Below are 18812 nucleotides of genomic sequence, written 5' to 3'. Positions count from 1 at the left end.
CCGGACCGACGGAGGAGCACACGTGACCGTGGACAGCAGTGCCGCGAGCGAACCGCGACGCAGCGCCGCAGGCAAAGCCGGTACCACCGGCAGCAAGACCGGCACCAAGCGCACCACTCGCACCACCAGTCGCACCACCACCAGCGCCACCGGTACCGCCTCTCGTACCACCACGCGCAGCACCACGAAGAAGAGCGCCGATCCCGAGCTCGTCCAGCTGCTGACCCCCGAGGGCAAGCGGGTCAAGAACGCCGAGTACGACGCGTACGTCGCCGGGATCACCCCCGAGGAGCTGCGCGGCCTGTACCGCGACATGGTGCTCACCCGCCGCTTCGACGCCGAGGCCACCGCCCTGCAGCGCCAGGGCGAGCTGGGCCTGTGGGCGTCCCTGCTCGGCCAGGAGGCCGCCCAGATCGGCTCCGGCCGGGCCACCCGCGAGGACGACTACGTCTTCCCGACCTACCGCGAGCACGGCGTCGCCTGGTGCCGCGGGGTCGACCCGACCAACCTGCTGGGCATGTTCCGCGGCGTCAACCACGGCGGCTGGGACCCCAACAGCAACAACTTCCACCTCTACACGATCGTCATCGGCTCCCAGACGCTGCACGCCACCGGCTACGCGATGGGCGTCGCCAAGGACGGCGCGGACAGCGCGGTGATCGCCTACTTCGGCGACGGCGCCTCCAGCCAGGGCGATGTCGCCGAATCGTTCACCTTCTCCGCGGTCTACAACGCCCCGGTCGTCTTCTTCTGCCAGAACAACCAGTGGGCGATCTCCGAGCCCACCGAGAAGCAGACCCGCGTCCCGCTCTACCAGCGCGCCCAGGGCTTCGGCTTCCCCGGCGTCCGGGTCGACGGCAACGACGTGCTGGCCTGCCTCGCGGTCACCAAGTGGGCGCTGGAGCGCGCCCGCAGCGGCGAGGGCCCGACGCTCGTCGAGGCGTACACCTACCGGATGGGCGCCCACACCACCTCCGACGACCCGACCAAGTACCGGGCCGACGAGGAGCGCGAGGCCTGGGAGGCGAAGGACCCGATCCTGCGCCTGCGCCGGTACCTGGAGGCCGCAAACCACGCGGACGAGGGATTTTTCGCGGAACTGGAGACCGAGTCCGAGGCGTTGGGCAGGCGAGTGCGCGAAGCGGTACGGGCCATGCCGGACCCGGACAACTTCGCCGTCTTCGAGAACGTGTACGCGGACGGGCATGCGCTCGTCGACGAGGAACGAGCCCAGTTCGCCGCCTACCAGGCGTCGTTCGCGGACGTAGAGGGGGCCTGACCATGGCAGCGGAGAAGATGGCTCTGGCCAAGGCGATCAACGAGTCGCTGCGCCGCGCGCTGGATTCGGACCCCAAGGTCCTCGTCATGGGCGAGGACGTCGGCAAGCTCGGCGGTGTCTTCCGGGTCACCGACGGCCTGCAGAAGGACTTCGGCGAGAGCCGCGTCATCGACACCCCCCTCGCCGAGTCCGGCATCGTCGGCACCGCGATCGGCCTGGCGCTGCGCGGCTACCGGCCGGTGGTGGAGATCCAGTTCGACGGCTTCGTCTTCCCGGCGTACGACCAGATCGTCACCCAGCTCGCGAAGATGCACGCCCGCTCGCTGGGCAAGGTCAAGATGCCGGTCGTCGTCCGCATCCCCTACGGCGGCGGCATCGGCGCGGTCGAGCACCACTCCGAGTCCCCGGAGTCGCTGTTCGCGCACGTGGCGGGTCTGAAGATCGTCTCCCCCTCCAACTCCTCCGACGCGTACTGGATGATGCAGCAGGCCATCCAGAGCGACGACCCGGTGATCTTCTTCGAGCCCAAGCGGCGCTACTGGGACAAGGGCGAGGTCAACACCGAAGCCATCCCCGGCCCGCTGCACAAGGCGCGCGTGGTCCGCGAGGGCACCGACCTGACCCTGGTCGCCTACGGCCCGATGGTGAAGCTCTGCCAGGAGGTCGCCGACGCGGCGGCCGAGGAGGGCAAGTCCCTGGAGGTGCTGGACCTGCGGTCCGTCTCCCCGATGGACTTCGACTCGATCCAGGCCTCGGTGGAGAAGACCCGCCGGCTGGTCGTGGTCCACGAGGCGCCGGTCTTCTTCGGTTCGGGCGCGGAGATCGCCGCCCGCATCACCGAGCGCTGCTTCTACCACCTGGAGGCCCCGGTCCTCAGGGTCGGCGGCTACCACGCCCCCTACCCGCCGGCCCGCCTGGAGGAGGAGTACCTTCCGGGCCTTGACCGGGTGCTCGACGCCGTCGACCGTGCCCTGGCGTACTGAGGAGAGGGTCGTGACGACGATGACGGAAGCGTCCGTACGCGAGTTCAAGATGCCGGACGTGGGCGAGGGGCTCACCGAGGCCGAGATCCTCAAGTGGTACGTCCAGCCCGGCGACACGGTCACCGACGGCCAGGTGGTGTGCGAGGTGGAGACGGCGAAGGCGGCCGTCGAACTCCCCATCCCCTACGACGGCGTGGTCCGCGAGCTGCGCTTCGCCGAGGGCACCACGGTGGACGTGGGCACGGCGATCATCTCGGTGGACGTCGCGGGCGGGGCGGCCGTTCCCGCGGCTCCCGTGCAGGAGTCCGCGCCGGCCCCGGAGCCGGAGGAGAAGCCGCAGGGTCGCCAGCCGGTCCTGGTCGGCTACGGCGTGGCGGCCTCCTCCACCAAGCGCCGCCCGCGCAAGGGCCCCGAGGTCACGGTCGCCGAGGCGGCGGCCCAGGCCGCGGTCCAGAAGGAGCTGAACGGCCACGGCCCCGCTCCGGTCCCGGCCCCCGTTCCCGCCCCCGCGCCCGTTCCCGCCCCCGCCCCGGCCGTGGAGGAGCGTTCCCGCCCGCTGGCGAAGCCGCCGGTGCGCAAGCTGGCGAAGGACCTGGGCGTCGACCTGGCCACGGTGACCCCGTCCGGCCCGGACGGCGTCATCACGCGCGAGGACGTGCACGCGGCGGTGACGGCGGCGACCGCCGCACCGACGACGGCGCCGCAGCCGACGGCCCCCGAGATCGCCGTGACCTCTGCCGTTGCCTCGCACGACACCGCCCGCGAGACGCGCGTCCCCATCAAGGGCGTCCGCAAGGCGACGGCGGCGGCGATGGTCGGCTCGGCGTTCACGGCCCCGCATGTCACGGAGTTCGTGACGGTGGATGTGACGCGCACGATGAAGCTGGTGGAGGAGCTGAAGCAGGACAAGGACCTGCAGGGCCTCCGGGTCAACCCACTCCTCCTCATCGCCAAGGCGCTGCTGGTCGCCATCAGACGCAACCCGGACATCAACGCGGCCTGGGACGAGGCGAACCAGGAGATCGTGCTCAAGCACTACGTCAACCTGGGCATCGCCGCGGCCACCCCGCGCGGCCTGATCGTGCCGAACATCAAGGACGCCCACGCGAAGACGCTGCCGCAGCTGGCGGAGGCGCTCGGCGAACTGGTCGGCACGGCCAGGGACGGCAAGACGTCACCCGCAGCGATGCAGGGCGGCACGGTGACCATCACCAACGTCGGCGTCTTCGGCATCGACACGGGCACACCGATCCTCAACCCGGGCGAGGCGGCGATCCTCGCGGTCGGCGCGATCAAGCTCCAGCCGTGGGTCCACAAGGGCAAGGTGAAGCCCCGACAGGTCACCACGCTGGCGCTGAGCTTCGACCACCGTCTGGTCGACGGCGAGCTGGGCTCGAAGGTCCTCGCGGACATCGCGGCGATCCTGGAGCAGCCGAAGCGGTTGATCACCTGGGGATGAGAGCCCGGGGAGAACTGAGGGGATAGCCTGAGAGCGGGCGGTCGCAACTTCGTCTTGCGACCGCCCACTCACTGTCAGAGCTGGTTCAGCACGTAGACCGCTGCCCCTTCTTCCGTCCCACCCCGCGAGTGAATGCAGGCGTGCTTGCGCAGCAGCCGGAGACACTCGTTCACGCGGTGCACCGTCAGGCCGGTACGGGCGGCGATCGCTTCGAGCGGCTCGCGCAGCTCACCCTTCTCGACGAGGACCGGGGCGATGACGACGGCCACCGTCCACACGTCCTCGGTCACCGACAACCGCCGTCGCCAGTCGGCGAGTACGGACTCGGTGGTCGGCAGCGCGAGCGGCGAGCCGTACGGCTTGCGACGTTCGAGGACGAGTTCGTCGAGCCGATCGGCGATCCGTTCCATGGCCCGGACCATGGCCTGCTGCACGGCCAGCGTGCTCCTTTGCAACTCGATCAGTTCGCGCTGCCCGTTCGCCAGCTGCTCGTCCACCTGAAGGTTGTGCGCCTCAAACCGGACGATGGCCTCGGCCACTTGTTCCGGCATGGCGTACGCGACGGGCGCACCAGGTTCGGTCGGCTGCACCTCGGCTTCTTCGAGAGTGTAGGAACCCTCTCGCTGGACTGTCTCGATGACTTCTGCGACCCACTGCTTGAAGGGGGCACAGGCGGGCTTCGTGCAGCCGTTGACGAGGATGATCAGGCCCTGGAGATCGATGAGATTCATGTCTCGACGCCAGTCCCGACCTGCAGGAACGCTGAGAGTGTAACCTCCAGTTACGCTCTCAATACACTCTCGATGCTCCTCTGGAACGTGGTCGGCGAGAGCCTTCCGAGAGTTGGCGTACCCCAGTTCCTTGCACACATCCACAGCCGGGAACCAGTGCTTCCCGTCCGGCATGGTGAGCCGTCGTACCCGAGCCCCGGTCGCCGCGTACACGAAGTCGCTGATGTCGATGGCCTCGTGGCTGCCGGCGGGTTTCGCCTTCTTGCTTGGTTCGTTCATGTGAACCACCTCCGCTGCGGAAGCTAGGGCGGAGCAAATCGAATATGCCAGTCAAATACCTTGATGTTCACGAATGCGAGGGAAGAACGCGAGTTCTGCTGCGTGAGGGCAGTCGGGTATGGCAAAAGGCCCGCCGCATGGGGTGCGGCGGGCCTTTTGCCAGCTCAGTGCGAGGTGGGTCAGATCGTCGAGAAGCCGTAGTTCAGGAGCTTCGTCGCGTCCGTCGCGCGCTGGGTGATCGAGGAGGAGGCGAGGACGGTGCCGATGACCGTCTTGCCGTTGCGGGTCGCGGCGAAGACCAGGCAGTACTTGGCCTCGGGGCCGGAGCCGGTCTTGATGCCGATGGCGCCGCTGTAGCTGCTGAGCAGCGTGTTGGTGTTGGTCCAGGCACCCATGGTGCGGGTGGAACCGGTCTTGGTGATCGTCTTCGCCGTGTACTTCTTCGTCTTGACGACCGTGCGGAACGTGGAGTTCTTCATCGCGCTGCTGGCGATCTTCGTCAGGTCGCGCGGCGTCGAGTAGTTGTTGCCGTTGCCGATGCCGTCGAAGGAGTCGAAGTGGGTGTGGGTCAGGCCCAGGTTCTTCGCGGCGGTGTTCATCTTGGAGATGAAGTTGGCGACGCGCTTGGCGCGGGTGGTGCCCGAGCCGTAGGTGTCCGCGAGCGCGTAGGCGGCGTCGCAGCCGGAGGGCAGCATCAGCCCGTACAGCAGCTGGCGGACGGTGACCTTGTCGCCGACGATCAGGTGCGCCTGGGAGGCGTTGTTGGCGACGACGTAGTCGCTGTACGCCTTCTGGATCGTCACCTTCTTGTCGAGGTTCAGGTTCGACTGCGCGAGCACGACCTTCGCGGTCATGATCTTCGTGGTGGAGCCGGTGGACAGCTCGGTGTCCGCCTTCTTCGTGTACAGCGTCTTCGCGTTCGCGTTGTTCATCACGTAGCCACCCTTGGCCACGATCGTCGGCGCGGTGACGGCCTGCGCGGGAGCCGCGGTGAGGGCGCCGGTCGCGAGCATCGCGCCGGACGTGACGGCGACGGCGACGGCCCTGCGAAGGTTGGTGCCCTTAATGCCGGTAATCAACTGAAATACCCCGAGTCGAGTCGAGTCGTAATGCCCCTGGAGTGCGGCCGAGTTGGGGGTGCCAAAGCGGGTGGGGCCGCACGTGTGTGACACGTAAGTAGCACAGATGGTTGTGCGGTTGCTGAGGGCGATCTACATCACGTCCGGATGGTGGACGAGCGGGCTACTTGCGTACGTGTTGTATCTAAGCTGTGGGCATGAGCCTGGCCGTCAAGCAGCCCCCCGCCGCCGACCGTGTCTACTCCCATGTCAAGCAAGGCGTCCTGGACCGCCGTTACGAAGGCGGCACGCTCCTCACCGAGGGCGAGCTGGCCGAGGCCGTCGGGGTCTCCCGCACCCCCGTCCGCGAGGCGCTGCTGCGCCTGGAGGCCGAGGGCCTGATCAAGCTCTACCCGAAGAAGGGCGCCATGGTGCTGCCCGTCTCCGCGCAGGAGATCGCGGACGTGGTGGAGACCCGGATGCTGGTCGAGGAACACGCGGTGCGCAAGGCCGTACCGGCGTCCGCGGGGCTCGTGACCCGGCTTCAGGAACTGCTCGACCGGCAGAAGGCCGAGGCCGCCGCCGGTGACCTGGCCGCCGCGGCCGTCACCGACCGCTGCTTCCACGCCGCGATCGTCCGCGACGGCGGCAACGAGATCCTCTCCCGCCTCTACGACCAGCTGCGCGACCGCCAGCTGCGGATGGGCGTCGCGATCATGCACGCGCACCCCGACCGCATCGCCAAGTCGCTCACCGAGCACGAGGAGATCCTGGACGCGCTGCGCGCCGGGGACGCCGACCGCGCGGTCGAGCTTGTGCACCGGCACGTCGACTGGTTCGCGCACCTCGCGCGGGGTGAGGTCCGATGAGCCGCGGCAGCGCGTCGCTCCCCGGTGACCCGCCGGGCGGCCGCCGGGCCGTCGCCGTCTGGTGCATAGGCGTCTCGGTCTACTTCGTCGCCGTCATCTTCCGTACGTCCCTCGGGGTCGCCGGCCTCGACGCCGCCGACCGCTTCCACGTGGGCGCCTCGGCGCTGTCCACGTTCTCGATCCTCCAGCTGCTGGTCTACGCCGGCATGCAGATACCCGTCGGCCTGCTGGTCGACCGCCTCGGCACGAAGAAGATGCTGACCATCGGCGCGGTGCTCTTCACCGCCGGACAGCTGGGCTTCGCCTTCTCCCCGTCGTACGGCACCGCGCTCGCCTCGCGCGCGCTGCTCGGCTGCGGTGACGCGATGACGTTCATCAGCGTGCTGCGGCTGGGCACCCGCTGGTTCCCGGCCCGGCGCGGGCCGCTCGTCGCCCAGCTCGCCGGTCTGGCCGGCATGGCCGGCAACCTCGTCTCCACGCTGCTCCTGGCCCGGCTGCTGCACGGCATCGGCTGGACCCCGGCGTTCGCGGGCAGCGCGCTGGCCGGGGCGGTCGTCCTGGTCCTCGTGTTCCTGTTCCTGAAGGACCACCCCGAGGGGTACGAGCCCGAGCCCTTCCCGCACCAGGGGGCGGCGTACGTACGGAAGCAGATCGCCGCGTCCTGGCGGGAGCCGGGGACCCGGCTGGGCCTGTGGGTGCACTTCACCACCCAGTTCCCGGCGATGGTGTTCCTGCTGCTGTGGGGGCTGCCGTTCCTGGTCCAGGCGCAGGGGCTGTCCCGCGCCACGGCCGGTGAGCTGCTGACCCTGGTCGTCCTCTGCAACATGGTGGTCGGCCTCGTCTACGGCCAGATCGTCGCCCGGCATCACGCGGCGCGGCTGCCGTTGGTGCTGGGTACGGTCGGGGCGACGGCCGTGGTGTGGGCGGCGACGCTGGTGTATCCGGCCGACCATGCGCCGATGTGGCTGCTGATGGTGCTGTGCGCGGTGCTGGGGGCGTGCGGGCCGGCGTCGATGATCGGCTTCGACTTCGCGCGTCCCGCGAATCCGCCGGAGCGGCAGGGGACCGCGTCCGGGATCACCAACATGGGTGGTTTCACGGCCTCGATGACGACGTTGTTCGCGGTGGGGGTGCTGCTGGATGCCACCGGCGACAACTACGCGGTGGCCTTCTCGTGCGTGTTCGTGCTGCAGGCGGTGGGGGTGAGCCAGATTCTGCGGTTGCGGGGGCGGGCGGTTCGGCGGGAGCGGGAGCGGTTGGTGGCGAGCCGGGTGGAGACGGTGCACGTGCCTGCATGAGTTTCCCCACCCGCGCACCGCCCGTTCACCGTCGGCAGAGAGGCCGGGCGACCTGTGGGGGCGATCGCCGTCGGCGGCTTTCCGGGCGTGCGATGCGATCAGCTGACGGGTGGTGCGAGTGAGTCTCCGGCCGTCCGTGCGAGCTGGTCGGACGGCTGGTGGTGCGAGTGGGTCTCCGGCCGTCCGTGCGAGCTGGTCAGTCGGCTGGTGGTGCGGGCGAGTCGGCCGGCCGGTGGTGCGGGCGAGTCGGTCGGCTGGTGGTGCGGGCGAGTCGGGCGGATGGTCGCCTGGGCGAGGCGGTTGGGCGGTGGTGTGAGTCTGTGAGGCAGTCGGCCGGCTGTGCGGGGCCGGCAGTCAGTGTGTCGTCGGTACGAGGGTGAGGTAGGCGTAGCCGAGGATGCCTCGGTAGGTCAGCCATGCCGTTCTGTGGGTGTCCAGGGTCTCGCGGGTCGCCGACGCCAGGGGGTGCCGCGGGTTGGTGGCCAGCCAGACCTCCTTGTCCGCCTGGTAGCCCGACTCGAACTCCTCCCACTCTTCGAGGCTCGTCGTCTCGGTCCACTCGGGGCGGAAGCCCGCCTGCACCGCCAGGTCGACCAGGCCCGCCAGGTCGTGGTGGTCGGCGGCCGACGCGCCCGGCCACATGCCGGCGAGTTCGGTGTCCGTCGGGGTGCGCTGCCAGTAGCCCTCGCCCAGCAGGACCCGGCCGCCGTCGGCCACCAGCCGACGCAGCTCCCGCAGGGCCGTCACCAGGTCGTCGCTCAGCGCCTGACCGGCGCCGAGGCACAGCACCACGTCGGCCGGGCCGCGGCCGGTCCCGGCCGCGGACTCCTCGGCGAACTCCACCCGGCCGGCCAGCCCCCGCGCCTCGGCGGCGCGCCGCCCCCGCTCCAGATCCTCCGCGTTCAGGTCCACTCCGACCCCACGCGCCTGCGGCACGGCATCCAGCAGCCGGAGCATCAACTCACCCCAGCCGCAGCCGATGTCGAGCACGTTCGCGGGGTTCGTGGCGGCGAGGCGGCGGACCAGCCGGGCCGCGCGCGCCTCGGAGAGGGGACCGTGGAAGGTGAGCCGGGTGAGGCGGGGCGGGAGGCTGTCCTGCGCTGCGGTGTCGGTCGTCATGCCGGGCACCGTAGGCGTCGACGGCCTGCGCAGGACACCGGATTACCGGTGCCCGTGCCGCTTGCCGCCGCCTACTGCGTGACCGCGAAGTTGCGCAGGATCGCCGCCGTCAGTTCCTGGTCGCCCTCCGCCTTCACCCGGTCCGCGACCGCCTCCGGGGTGGTGCGGCCGCAGGCCAGGCGGACGTAGGTCTCCCAGTCGAGGGTGAAGATGGCGGCGGGGCCGAGGGCGGGGGTGGTCTCCAGGGTGCCGCGGCCCTGGATGTCGATACGGATCGTGCGCAGGAACTCGATCGGCCCGTGCACGTCGAAGATGACGGCCGAGCTGCGCGGCGCGTCGGAGTCGTTGGCGACCACCCGGGGCAGCTCGCCGAGCAGTACGTCCCGGGCGATGTGCGCGCCGGGCGAGTCGAGGCTGCCCGGCCGGCCCAGCGCCGCCCGCAGGTCCTGCTCGTGCACCCACACGTTGAACGCGTGGTTGCGCATGGCCTCTTCGAGGGGGATCTCCTTGCCCATCGGCCCGCGCACGAGGTGGCCCGGCTCCCGCGACTCGTTGCGCAGCTGGCGGTTGCGGCGGATGACCGTGTACTCCAGCTCCGAGGTCATCTCCGGCGCCGTGTGGTGGCGTCGAACGTCGACCTGCATCTCCGTGTAGCGCTGGTTCTCGTTGGTGACGTGGTAGAGGTCGCGCGGGAGGGTGTGGATGGGGCGCGGGTCGCCGAGCATCTCGTTGTCCAGGCCGATGACATGGGAGACCACGTCCCGCACCGACCAGCCCGGGCACGGGGTCCGCCGGTTCCACTCGCCCTCGACAAGCGGCGTCACCAGCTCGGATATCGCTTCGATGGAGTGGGTCCACGCGTCGGCGTAGGGCTGGAGGGTGGGATGCAGACTCACGGAACGGGACCCCTCGGCGGTCGGTACTCGGGCAGGTGGTGGCGGCGCTGCCAGTGGGAGATGGCTGCTGTCGGCGGGTGTCTTGAGACGCTAAGTTACGCTGCTGTGAGGCACCCCGGCAGTGCTTTCGTGTGACGATCGTAGGCCCGTGTGGACGACTCGAATGCCAGGACGGTGGTAGTGTGCGCGCCTCGCTCATCCAGATCGACGTAAACGAGGGCGAATCGGTCGATTCCCGTCGGCGGCGTGTGACCGCTCTGGTGCGCGAGCAGGCCGATGCCGATCTCGTCGTGCTGCCCGAGCTGTGGACGACCGGCGCGTTCGCCTACGAGGAGTTCGCGACGGAGGCCGAGCCGCTCGAAGGGCCGACGTACGAGGCGATGGCGAAGGCGGCGAGCGACGCGGGCGTCTGGCTGCACGCCGGCTCGATCCCCGAGCGCGATCCTGAGGGCCCTCTCTACAACACGGCTCTCGTCTTCTCCCCCTCCGGTGAGCTGGCCGCGGCCTACCGCAAGATCCACCGCTTCGGCTTCGACAAGGGCGAGGCGGTGCTGATGGGCGCGGGACGGGAACTGGTGACCGTCCGGCTGCCCGAGACCACACTGGGCGTGGCCACCTGCTACGACCTCCGTTTCCCCGAGCTCTTCCGCGGACTCGTCGACGCCGGGGCCGAGACGCTGGTGCTCTCGGCGGGCTGGCCCGAGCGGCGACGCGCGCACTGGACGCTGCTGGCCCAGGCGCGGGCGGTCGAGAACCAGGCGTTCGTGCTCGCGTGTGGAACGGCCGGGACGCACGCCGGGGTTCCCCAGGCCGGTCACTCGATCGTGGTCGATCCGTGGGGCGAGGTGCTGGCCGAGGCGGGCGCCGGCGAGGAGATCCTCACCGTCGACCTCGACCCGGCCAAGGTCGCCGCGACCCGCGAACAGTTCCCGGCCCTCAAGGACCGCCTGCTGGGCCTCGAACCTCCCCGGCGCCAGGGGCGGCCGGACAGCCCTAGTCCCCGCTAGTCCCCCTAGCCCCCGCTAGTCCCCTCTAGTCCTCCTCCCGCTCCTTGTCGGCGAGGTGGATCACGCACACCGCCACCGCGATCAGCAGCGCCGGGTCCGCGTCGTCGCGTACGACGTCGACGCCGTAGGTCTCCCGTACGTGCAGCCACCGCCGGGAGACCACCGCCAGCAGTTCGCCGTCGTACTCGACGGCGAACTCCCGGTCGAGGATCTTGCCGCTGACGTCGAGTTCGGTGCCGTCGACCAGGCGGACCCGGTAGTGGTTGCGCAGGAGCGAGAGCCGCTTGCGTCTGATGGTCGCGAGGGGTTCGCCCTCGCGTTCGATCACCATGGTGTCGCGCAGGGCGAACATCTTCTGGTGGATGTCGACGAGCACGCGCCCGTGCCGGTCCTTCAGCTCGAACGTGTCCCGCACCCGCATGGCCTTGCCGTCGACGAGGAACACCTTGTCGCCGTGCTCGTCCTCGATCCAGTAGTCCTCGCCGAAGCCGAGGAGCCGGTCGCGTACCAGGAATCTCATGTCTGTACCCCTTCCCGCGCCACCGGCCCGAAACGCCGCCGGTAGTCCGACGGGCTGAGCCCGGTCTCCCGCCGCAGCCGGGCACGCAGGTTGGCCGCGGTACCGAGTCCGCTGCGCGCCGCGACGACGTCGAGCCGCTCCTCCCCGCGCTCGATCAGCCTGCAGGCGAGAGCAACCCTCCCCCACTGCCTTAACGGCGTGGGGGGACCCCCATCCCGGTCAGCCAGGCCAGCGGGGTGGTGCCCAGCTGGGCGCGGAACCGGCGGTGCAGGGTCGCGGGGGAGACGGCCGCCCGCGCGGCCAGGTCCGCCACCGTCAGCGGCTGGCCCAGCCGCTCCTGGGCCCAGGCCAGGAGCGGTCCCAGGGACTCGTCCGGCACCTCGGGCACCGGCCGCTCCACGAACTGCCGCTGCCCGCCGTCCCGGTGCGAGGCGAACACCAGCCGCCGGGAGACCGCGCCCGCGATCTCGGCACCGTGGTCCTGCCGCCAGATGTGCAGCCCCAGGTCCAGCGCGGCCGCGCTGCCGGAGGCGGTGAGCAGGTCGCCGTCGTCGACGAAGAGCACGTCGGGCCGGAGCAGCACCCGGGGATGCAGTTCCCGGAACGCGTCCGCCCAGCGCCAGTGTGTGGTGGCGGGCCGACCGTCCAGCAGCCCGGCCTCGGCGAGCGCGAAGGTCCCGGTGCAGAAACTCACCACCCGCGCCCCGCGCGCGTGGGCGCGCCGGATTGCGCCGATGACGTCGGCACCGCGCGGTACGACGTTGTCCGGCCGCCCCGGTACGACGACCGTATCGGCCTCGTCCACGGCCGCCAGCCCCGCCACCCCGCTCAGGGTGAAGAAGCCGTGGTTCATGCGCACCTCGCGCGTGGGCGCGCACACCGTCACCTCGTACGGCGGCACGCGCAGCCCCAGCTCGGGCCGCGGCAGCCCGAACAGCTCGGTGGCGACCCCGACCTCGAACGGATTGGTGCCCGCGTCGACGATCACGGCCACCCGGTGGGTCGACTGAGAGGATCCTTGCGCCATATGCGATTTCTAGCACTCGCACCGAGGACGGGCCACGGCCGAGGATGACCGCCATGACCAGTGAACCCGTCTCCCTCGCCCACGCCCTCGCCCTCGCCTCCTTCGAGGACCGGTGGAGCCCGCGTATCGTCACCGCCGTCAACGACTACGACGTCCGCGTCGCCAAGGTCGAGGGCGAGCACCTCTGGCACGTCCACGACCACACCGACGAGTTCTTCCTGGTCCTGGAGGGCGAGCTGCACATCGCCCTGAGGGAACCGGCCGGCGAGCGCACGGTCGTTCTCCCCAAGGGCTCTGTCTTCACGGTGCCCCGCGGTACCGAACACAAGCCGCACGCGCGCGTGCCCACCGAGATCCTGCTCCTCGAGCCCACCGGAACCCTCACGGTGGGCGATCGGCACGACGAGGTTCCCGGACACGTGGACGCGACGGCCGGACACGTCCTCACCTGACCGGGACCTGGATTGCATCGGCCCAATGGATGTCCGGGAGTTGAACTCCCCGTGTTTGTGAAGAAGTTGCCCAACCAAACCCAACCAAAGAGGTGGGCTCCGAGTCCGACGATGCGTAGTTCGCGTAGTTGCGCACGTCCCTCTCGGAGGTTTCCATGCACGCTCGTCCCGTCCGCCGCCGGGTCATACGCGCCCTCCCGGCGATGACGCTGGCTCTCGGTGCGGCCATGGCCGCGTCACTCACCACGGTCGGCACCGCCGACGCCGCGACGGCACCGGCCACCGCCTCGGTCAACCAGTACGACTGGCAGCTCACCTACCGGGCAGCCGCCGGGCAGGCCAACAAGGCCGTCGTCACCGCCTCGCTCACCGCGGACCGCACGGGCATCACCTACGTGATCGACGACGCCGTGTCCATCACCGCGGGCCATGACTGCGCCTACCCCGACAGTTCGGACCACACGAAGGTCTCCTGCACGGTCACCAACGTCGACAGCCAGGACCCGTACGCCGCCCTCGTCGTGGACCTCGGCGACGGCAACGACATGATCGCGTACAAGAACTCCACCGATCAGATCTACTACTACGCCGAGATATCCCTGGGCCCCGGCAACGACCGGGCGGCCGACTACGGCCGCCTCGACGGCGCCTACGTCTCCGGTGACACCGGCAACGACACCATCACCGTGGGCAAGGAGGGTTTCGCCTGGGGCGGCGACGGCAACGACACGGTCAACGCGAGCGGCGGCGACAACATCGTTCAGGGCGGCAAGGGCGACGACGTGCTGCGCGGCGGAGCCGGAGCCCAGTACCTGTCCGGCGACGACGGCAAGGACACCATCACCGGCGGCACCGGCGCCGACACGCTCTACGGCGGCAAGGGCAACGACGTCCTCTACGGCAACAGCGGGAACGACAAGCTGTACGGCAACAGCGGCAACGACAAGCTGTACGGCGGTCCCGGCCGGGACACGCTCTCCGGCGGCCCCGGGACCGATGTGACCCACCAGGACTGACGGCCGGGGCGACGAGCGCGGGAGCGCCGCGGGGGTTGTCAGCCGGGGATGGCACTCTTGATTCATGAACCACGCATCCCCGGCGCCCACCCCGCGCCGTGCCCGCGTCCGCGCCCCCGAGCTGATCGGCAAGGGCGGCTGGCTGAACACCGGCGACAAGCAGTACACCCTCGCGGACCTGCGCGGGCGCATCGTCATCCTGGACTTCTGGACCTTCTGCTGCATCAACTGCCTGCACGTCCTGGACGAGCTGCGTGAGCTGGAGGAGCGGCACCGGGACACCGTGGTGATCATCGGGGTGCACTCGCCGAAGTTCGTGCACGAGGCGGAGCACCAGGCGGTCGTCGACGCCGTGGAGCGGTACGGCGTGGAGCACCCGGTGCTCGACGACCCGGAGCTCGCCACCTGGAAGCAGTACGCGGTCCGGGCCTGGCCGACGCTGGTCGTCATCGACCCCGAGGGGTACGTCGTCGCCCAGCACGCCGGCGAGGGCCACGCGCACGCGATCGCGCGGCTGGTCGAGGAGCTGGAGGCGGAGCACGGGGCGAAGGGCACCCTGCGGCGCGGCGACGGCCCGTACGTGGCGCCGGAGCCCGAGCCGACCGCCCTGCGCTTCCCCGGCAAGGCCCTGCTGCTGCCGTCGGGGAACTTCCTGGTCAGCGACACCACCCGGCACCAGCTGGTGGAGCTGGCCGCGGACGCGGAGACGGTCGTGCGGCGGCTCGGCTCCGGCACCCGCGGTTTCACCGACGGTACGGCGGACACCGCCTCCTTCAGCGAGCCGCAGGGCCTCGCGCTGCTCGACGACGGCTCGGTGGCCGTCGCCGACACCGTCAACCACGCCCTGCGCCGCCTCGACCTGGCCACCGGCGAGGTCACCACCCTCGCCGGCACGGGCCGCCAGTGGTGGCAGGGTTCCCCGACCTCCGGCCCGGCCCGCGAGATCGATCTCTCCTCCCCCTGGGACGTGGCCGTCTTCGGCGGCAAGGTGTGGATCGCCATGGCGGGCGTGCACCAGCTGTGGGCGTACGACCCGGAGACCGGGACGGTCGCCGTGGCCGCCGGCACCACCAACGAGGGACTGGTCGACGGGCCGGCGGCCGAGGCCTGGTTCGCGCAGCCGTCCGGCCTCGCGGCCACCGCGGAGCGCCTCTGGCTCGCCGACTCGGAGACGAGCGCCCTGCGCTGGGTCGACCTGGACGGAGAGGTCCACACGGCCGTCGGCACCGGCCTCTTCGACTTCGGCCACCGGGACGGCGCGGCCGGCCAGGCCCTGCTCCAGCACCCGCTGGGCGTGACGGCCCTGCCCGACGGCTCGGTCGCGGTGTCGGACACCTACAACCACGCGCTGCGCCGCTACGACCCGGCGACCGGCGAGGTCACCACGCTGGCGACGGACCTGCGGGAGCCGAGCGACGCGGTGCTGGCCGGCGACGACATCGTGGTGGTCGAGTCGGCCCGCCACCGGCTGACCCGGCTGCGGCTCCCCGAGGAGGCGGTCCGGGTGGAGTCGGTCGCCCACCGCACCCGGCGGGCGGCGACCGAGGTGGCTCCGGGGCGTCTCCGGCTGGACGTGATCTTCCAGGCCCCGCAGGGCCAGAAACTGGACACCCGCTACGGCCCGTCCACCCGCCTGCTGGTGTCGTCGACCCCGCCGGAGCTGCTGCTCAAGGGCGAGGGCGCCGACACCGACCTGTCGAGAGAGCTGGACCTGAACCCGGCGATCCAGGAGGGCGTCCTGCACGTCTCGGCGATGGCCGCGTCCTGCGACGACGACGAGGCCAACGAATACCCGGCCTGCCATGTGCACCAGCAGGACTGGGGGGTGCCGGTACGGATCACGGAGGGCGGGGCGGACCGCCTGCCCTTGGTCCTTGCAGGAATGGACCAGCAGCAGCCCACCTAAGGGGCGCGGGGAACTGCGGGACCAGCCCCCACGCACCCGCAGTCAACACACAACCGGCTACCGCCGCCGCGGAACCAGCTTGAACAGCGCCACCCCGGCCGCCACCAGCGTCGTGGCCGCCACCACCATCGCCATGCTGTTGATCCACAGCCCGGTGGCGGCCAGGGTCGCACCGCCCGCGCCGGCCGTGCCCGCGCCGATCACTCGTCCGTACATCGTGCTTCTCCTATGAGGGTTGCCATGTGGGGGGCGGGGTCGGTGGGGTTGCCGGGCAACGGGCACCGGCTCACGTCGCCACCCACTTCTCCTCGCTGCGGCGCACCAGCCCCCACAGTGAGGTGAAGTAGACGGCGTGCTGGAAGAGGTCGTAGAGCATTTCCGGGATCATCACGGCGGCGACCAGGACGGCCTTCGGTCCCGCGCGCCGTACGGAGACGGTCTTCTCGACGATGAAGATGAGGCCGATCGCCGTCCAGAACGGCGACAGACCGGGCCAGCCGTACAGCGAGGTGTACGCGGCCATGTAGGTCAGGTAGATCAGGAACGAGAGTGCGCCGAAGCCCATCAGGAACTGCTGCATGAAGTAGCGGGCGGTGACCTTGGTCCAGCCGTAGTCGCGGAGGTTCTCCAGCGCGCCGCGCTGCCACCGCAGCCGCTGGTGCCACAGCTTGGGCAGGGTGGGCATGACCTCGGTGGTGACCGCGCAGCCCGCCGGGGACATGGCCCGGTAGCCGAGGGTCTTGACCGCCTTGGTCATCTCGTCGTCCTCGGTGAGCGAGGCGAGGCTGTAGTAGCTGCCGCCGCCGCCGAGTTCGCCGGCGCGGCGGGCGGCGCGGACCTCGCGCAGCACCCGGGCGCGGAACATCGTGCCGGTGCCGGTGAGGACCTGGGCCCGGCCGCCGGTGCGCTCCAGTTCCCAGGCGTAGCGGTGGAACTCCATGCGCTGCAGCAGGCCGAGGAAGCCGCCGCCGTCCTCGCCGTAGAAGACTCCGCCGACCGCGCCGACCTTGCGGTTGAAGGTGGCGAGCGCGGTCTCGACGAACCAGGGGTTGAGGACGGTGTCGGCGTCCTGCACGAGGAGCAGGTCGCGGTCGTCCAGGTGCGGCAGCACCCAGGCGATGGCCTGGTTGAGCGCGCCGGCCTTCTTGTGGGTGTTGTCCTGGGTGGGGAAGACCTGGGCACCGTGGGCGGCGGCGACGGCGGCCGTGTCGTCGGTGCAGTTGTCGGCGACGACGACGATCAGGTCGGGGCGCCGGGTCTGTTCCCAGAGTCCGTCGATCGCGTCGGAGATACGTTCCTGCTCGTTGTGGGCCGGGATCAGCACGGCGAGTCTGGGTCTGTCGCCCGGCTCCTCGCGGGCGGCGTGGGCACGGCGCGTGGCGTGACGGCGCACGGCTCGTACCCCCTGTCGTGAAGACCGTGGTGGATCCGGAATTCGATGTTCCGGACCCTTCAGTGATCCACAGTCTTCACGAAATCCGTACAACTCCGGTAGTTGAACGCTGTAACGGATTGCTCACGGTTGCCTGTGATGACCCTGTGGGTACGGCTGTGTCCGTTACGCGCCGTACCCGCCGCCGGGTGCGAGCACCCCCCGACTAGCCTTCCAGGAACGCCACCAGGGCGTTCGCCAGCAGGAACGGGTCGTCGGCGCCGCACAGTTCGCGGGCGCTGTGCATGGAGAGGATGGCCGCGCCGATGTCGACGGTCCGGATGCCGTGGCGGGCCGCGGTGATCGGGCCGATCGTGGTGCCGCAGGGCATGGAGTTGTTGGAGACGAAGGTCTGGAAGGGCACCCCGGCCTTCTCGCAGGCGGCGGCGAACACCGCGCGGCCCGAACCGTCCGTCGCGTAGCGGTTGTTGACGTTGACCTTGAGGATCGGGCCGCCGTTGGCGCGGGGGTGGTGCGTCGGGTCGTGGCGCTCGGCGTAGTTGGGGTGGACGGCGTGGCCCATGTCGGAGGAGAGACAGACGGTGCCCGCGAAGGCTCTCGCCCGGTCCTCGTACGACCCGCCGCGTGCCAGCACCGAGCGCTCCAGCACACTGCCGAGCAGCGGCCCGTCCGCGCCGGTGTCCGACTGGGAGCCGGTCTCCTCGTGGTCGAAGGCGGCGAGGACGGGGATGTACGGCAGCTCCGCCCCGCCCGCCGCCACGGCCGCCAGGGCCGCGGTACCGGCGTGCACGGACAGCAGGTTGTCCATCCGGGGCCCGGCCATCAGCTCCTGGTCGCGGCCCAGGTAGGCGGGCGGTTCCACGGCGTAGGTCATCAGGTCCCAGCCGGTCACCGAGCCGGCCGGCAGGCCCGACTCCTGCTCCAGGAAGGCGATCAGGTCGCCGTCGCGGACGTCGTCGCCGAGGCCCCAGATCGGCTGGAGATGGCGCTGCTTGTCGAGCTTGAGGCCCTCGCTGCTGACCGAACGGTCCAGGTGGATGGCGAGCTGCGGCACCCGCAGCAGCGGCCGGTTCACGTCGACGAGGCGGGTGGAGCCGTCGCGCAGGCTGAGCCGGCCGGCCAGACCCAGGTCCCGGTCGAGCCAGGAGTTCATGAGCGGTCCGCCGTAGATCTCCACGGCGACCTGGCGGAAGCCGTGCCCCCCGGTGTCCGGGCGCGGCTTCACCCGCAGGTTCGGGGAGTCGGTGTGGGCGCCGACGATCCGGAACGGCGTGTGGGGTGCGGCGCCCTCCGGGACGTACCAGGCGATGATCGCGCCGCCGCGCAGCACGTACCTGCCGCCTGATGTGCCGTCCCAGGCGTCCGTCTCGTTGACCTGCCGGAAACCGGCCTTCTCCAGCCGCTCGCCGGCGTTCGCCACGGCGTGGTAGGGCGTGGGGCCGGCCGCGAGGAAGGCCATCAGGTCGTCGGTGTGGCCGCGATCGAAGCGGGAGGGTGCGCTCATGTACTTCACCTTAACG

At 70.6% G+C, this 18812-nt stretch carries 17 protein-coding genes and 1 pseudogene; 9 read left to right on the top strand and 9 right to left on the bottom strand.

Annotation, left to right across the window (positions count from 1 at the left end):
* The first annotated feature begins 22 nt into the window (after positions 1-22).
* From pdhA to ACFWPQ_RS38475, 3 genes are read left to right on the top strand one after another with little or no spacing between them, the layout of a single operon-like run.
* A complete protein-coding gene (gene pdhA / locus ACFWPQ_RS38485; RefSeq protein WP_384045643.1) occupies positions 23-1279 on the top strand; it encodes a pyruvate dehydrogenase (acetyl-transferring) E1 component subunit alpha in 1257 nt (418 codons plus the stop codon).
* A 2-nt stretch (positions 1280-1281) separates the two neighbouring features.
* Positions 1282-2262 carry an alpha-ketoacid dehydrogenase subunit beta gene (locus ACFWPQ_RS38480; protein ID WP_384045641.1) on the top strand — a complete coding sequence of 327 codons (981 nt, stop codon included), beginning with the start codon at positions 1282-1284 and terminating at the stop codon, positions 2260-2262.
* Between the two features lie 10 nt (positions 2263-2272).
* Positions 2273-3721 (top strand): dihydrolipoamide acetyltransferase family protein, encoded by a 1449-nt coding sequence (locus ACFWPQ_RS38475; RefSeq protein ID WP_384045637.1) that lies wholly within the window; start codon positions 2273-2275, stop codon positions 3719-3721.
* 74 nt (positions 3722-3795) lie between these two features.
* Here the strand turns inward: ACFWPQ_RS38475 and ACFWPQ_RS38470 are convergent, their stop codons facing one another.
* Both ACFWPQ_RS38470 and ACFWPQ_RS38465 read right to left on the bottom strand, forming a co-directional pair.
* Positions 3796-4731 (bottom strand): BRO family protein, encoded by a 936-nt coding sequence (locus ACFWPQ_RS38470; protein ID WP_384045635.1) that lies wholly within the window; start codon positions 4729-4731, stop codon positions 3796-3798.
* A gap of 179 nt (positions 4732-4910) precedes the next feature.
* A complete protein-coding gene (locus ACFWPQ_RS38465) occupies positions 4911-5810 on the bottom strand; it encodes a D-alanyl-D-alanine carboxypeptidase family protein (RefSeq protein WP_384045632.1) in 900 nt (299 codons plus the stop codon).
* A gap of 197 nt (positions 5811-6007) precedes the next feature.
* Between ACFWPQ_RS38465 and ACFWPQ_RS38460 the strand changes: the two genes are divergently transcribed.
* The gene (locus tag ACFWPQ_RS38460) at positions 6008-6658 is read left to right on the top strand and encodes a GntR family transcriptional regulator (protein ID WP_361285543.1); all 651 of its coding nucleotides are present in this window, start codon (positions 6008-6010) and stop codon (positions 6656-6658) included.
* Positions 6655-7956: a nitrate/nitrite transporter gene (locus tag ACFWPQ_RS38455; RefSeq protein ID WP_384045629.1), complete on the top strand. Its 1302-nt coding sequence runs from the start codon at positions 6655-6657 to the stop codon at positions 7954-7956. The genes ACFWPQ_RS38460 and ACFWPQ_RS38455 overlap by 4 nt, the downstream gene beginning before the upstream one ends.
* A 354-nt stretch (positions 7957-8310) precedes the next feature.
* Here ACFWPQ_RS38455 and ACFWPQ_RS38450 read toward each other — a convergent pair whose 3' ends face one another.
* A complete protein-coding gene (locus tag ACFWPQ_RS38450; protein ID WP_384045626.1) occupies positions 8311-9075 on the bottom strand; it encodes an SAM-dependent methyltransferase in 765 nt (254 codons plus the stop codon).
* A gap of 71 nt (positions 9076-9146) precedes the next feature.
* A complete protein-coding gene (locus ACFWPQ_RS38445; protein WP_384045623.1) occupies positions 9147-9971 on the bottom strand; it encodes a maleylpyruvate isomerase family mycothiol-dependent enzyme in 825 nt (274 codons plus the stop codon).
* 182 nt (positions 9972-10153) lie between these two features.
* On the opposite strand from ACFWPQ_RS38445, the gene ACFWPQ_RS38440 reads away from it, so the two are divergent.
* Positions 10154-10978, top strand: coding sequence for a carbon-nitrogen family hydrolase (locus ACFWPQ_RS38440; RefSeq protein ID WP_384045620.1), 825 nt, complete (start codon positions 10154-10156; stop codon positions 10976-10978).
* A 25-nt stretch (positions 10979-11003) separates the two neighbouring features.
* Here ACFWPQ_RS38440 and ACFWPQ_RS38435 read toward each other — a convergent pair whose 3' ends face one another.
* The gene (locus ACFWPQ_RS38435; RefSeq protein WP_384045618.1) at positions 11004-11498 is read right to left on the bottom strand and encodes an LURP-one-related/scramblase family protein; all 495 of its coding nucleotides are present in this window, start codon (positions 11496-11498) and stop codon (positions 11004-11006) included.
* A pseudogene (locus tag ACFWPQ_RS38430) lies at positions 11495-12525 on the bottom strand (GlxA family transcriptional regulator). Before ACFWPQ_RS38430 ends, ACFWPQ_RS38435 begins: the two are co-directional and overlap by 4 nt.
* 53 nt (positions 12526-12578) lie before the next feature.
* Between ACFWPQ_RS38430 and ACFWPQ_RS38425 the strand changes: the two are divergent.
* The 3 genes from ACFWPQ_RS38425 (at position 12579) to ACFWPQ_RS38415 (ending at position 15899) form a co-directional block, all read left to right on the top strand.
* Positions 12579-12977, top strand: coding sequence for a cupin domain-containing protein (locus tag ACFWPQ_RS38425; protein WP_384045615.1), 399 nt, complete (start codon positions 12579-12581; stop codon positions 12975-12977).
* A 155-nt stretch (positions 12978-13132) separates the two neighbouring features.
* Complete coding sequence (locus ACFWPQ_RS38420) at positions 13133-13993, top strand: calcium-binding protein (RefSeq protein WP_384045612.1); 861 nt, start codon at positions 13133-13135, stop codon at positions 13991-13993.
* A 64-nt stretch (positions 13994-14057) separates the two neighbouring features.
* Complete coding sequence (locus ACFWPQ_RS38415; protein ID WP_384045609.1) at positions 14058-15899, top strand: thioredoxin-like domain-containing protein; 1842 nt, start codon at positions 14058-14060, stop codon at positions 15897-15899.
* 57 nt (positions 15900-15956) lie between these two features.
* Here ACFWPQ_RS38415 and ACFWPQ_RS38410 read toward each other — a convergent pair whose 3' ends face one another.
* From ACFWPQ_RS38410 to ACFWPQ_RS38400, 3 genes are all read right to left on the bottom strand, one after another.
* Positions 15957-16115, bottom strand: coding sequence for a hypothetical protein (locus ACFWPQ_RS38410; RefSeq protein ID WP_384045606.1), 159 nt, complete (start codon positions 16113-16115; stop codon positions 15957-15959).
* Positions 16116-16185: 70 nt separating this feature from the next.
* Positions 16186-17292, bottom strand: a complete 1107-nt coding sequence (locus ACFWPQ_RS38405) for a glycosyltransferase (RefSeq protein WP_384045603.1) — start codon at positions 17290-17292, stop codon at positions 16186-16188.
* Between the two features lie 205 nt (positions 17293-17497).
* Positions 17498-18796 carry a M18 family aminopeptidase gene (locus ACFWPQ_RS38400; protein ID WP_384045600.1) on the bottom strand — a complete coding sequence of 433 codons (1299 nt, stop codon included), beginning with the start codon at positions 18794-18796 and terminating at the stop codon, positions 17498-17500.
* Positions 18797-18812 lie beyond the last annotated feature (16 nt).

The sequence above is a fragment of the Streptomyces sp. NPDC058464 genome, assembly GCF_042721035.1.
GTDB lineage: Bacteria > Actinomycetota > Actinomycetes > Streptomycetales > Streptomycetaceae > Streptomyces.
Note: the sequence above shows the minus strand (reverse complement) of the source record. Positions and strands in the feature narration are given on the sequence as shown.

Bases quoted from the DNA above. Each gene is read 5' to 3' on its own strand.
- ACFWPQ_RS38480 (WP_384045641.1), top strand. From the start codon at position 1,282: ATGGCAGCGGAGAAGATGGCTCTGGCCAAGGCGATCAACGAGTCGCTG.
- ACFWPQ_RS38470 (WP_384045635.1), bottom strand. From the start codon at position 4,731: ATGAACGAACCAAGCAAGAAGGCGAAACCCGCCGGCAGCCACGAGGCC.
- ACFWPQ_RS38460 (WP_361285543.1), top strand. From the start codon at position 6,008: ATGAGCCTGGCCGTCAAGCAGCCCCCCGCCGCCGACCGTGTCTACTCC.
- ACFWPQ_RS38455 (WP_384045629.1), top strand. From the start codon at position 6,655: ATGAGCCGCGGCAGCGCGTCGCTCCCCGGTGACCCGCCGGGCGGCCGC.
- ACFWPQ_RS38450 (WP_384045626.1), bottom strand. From the start codon at position 9,075: ATGACGACCGACACCGCAGCGCAGGACAGCCTCCCGCCCCGCCTCACC.
- ACFWPQ_RS38435 (WP_384045618.1), bottom strand. From the start codon at position 11,498: ATGAGATTCCTGGTACGCGACCGGCTCCTCGGCTTCGGCGAGGACTAC.
- ACFWPQ_RS38425 (WP_384045615.1), top strand. From the start codon at position 12,579: ATGACCAGTGAACCCGTCTCCCTCGCCCACGCCCTCGCCCTCGCCTCC.
- ACFWPQ_RS38420 (WP_384045612.1), top strand. From the start codon at position 13,133: ATGCACGCTCGTCCCGTCCGCCGCCGGGTCATACGCGCCCTCCCGGCG.
- ACFWPQ_RS38415 (WP_384045609.1), top strand. From the start codon at position 14,058: ATGAACCACGCATCCCCGGCGCCCACCCCGCGCCGTGCCCGCGTCCGC.
- ACFWPQ_RS38410 (WP_384045606.1), bottom strand. From the start codon at position 16,115: ATGTACGGACGAGTGATCGGCGCGGGCACGGCCGGCGCGGGCGGTGCG.
- ACFWPQ_RS38400 (WP_384045600.1), bottom strand. From the start codon at position 18,796: ATGAGCGCACCCTCCCGCTTCGATCGCGGCCACACCGACGACCTGATG.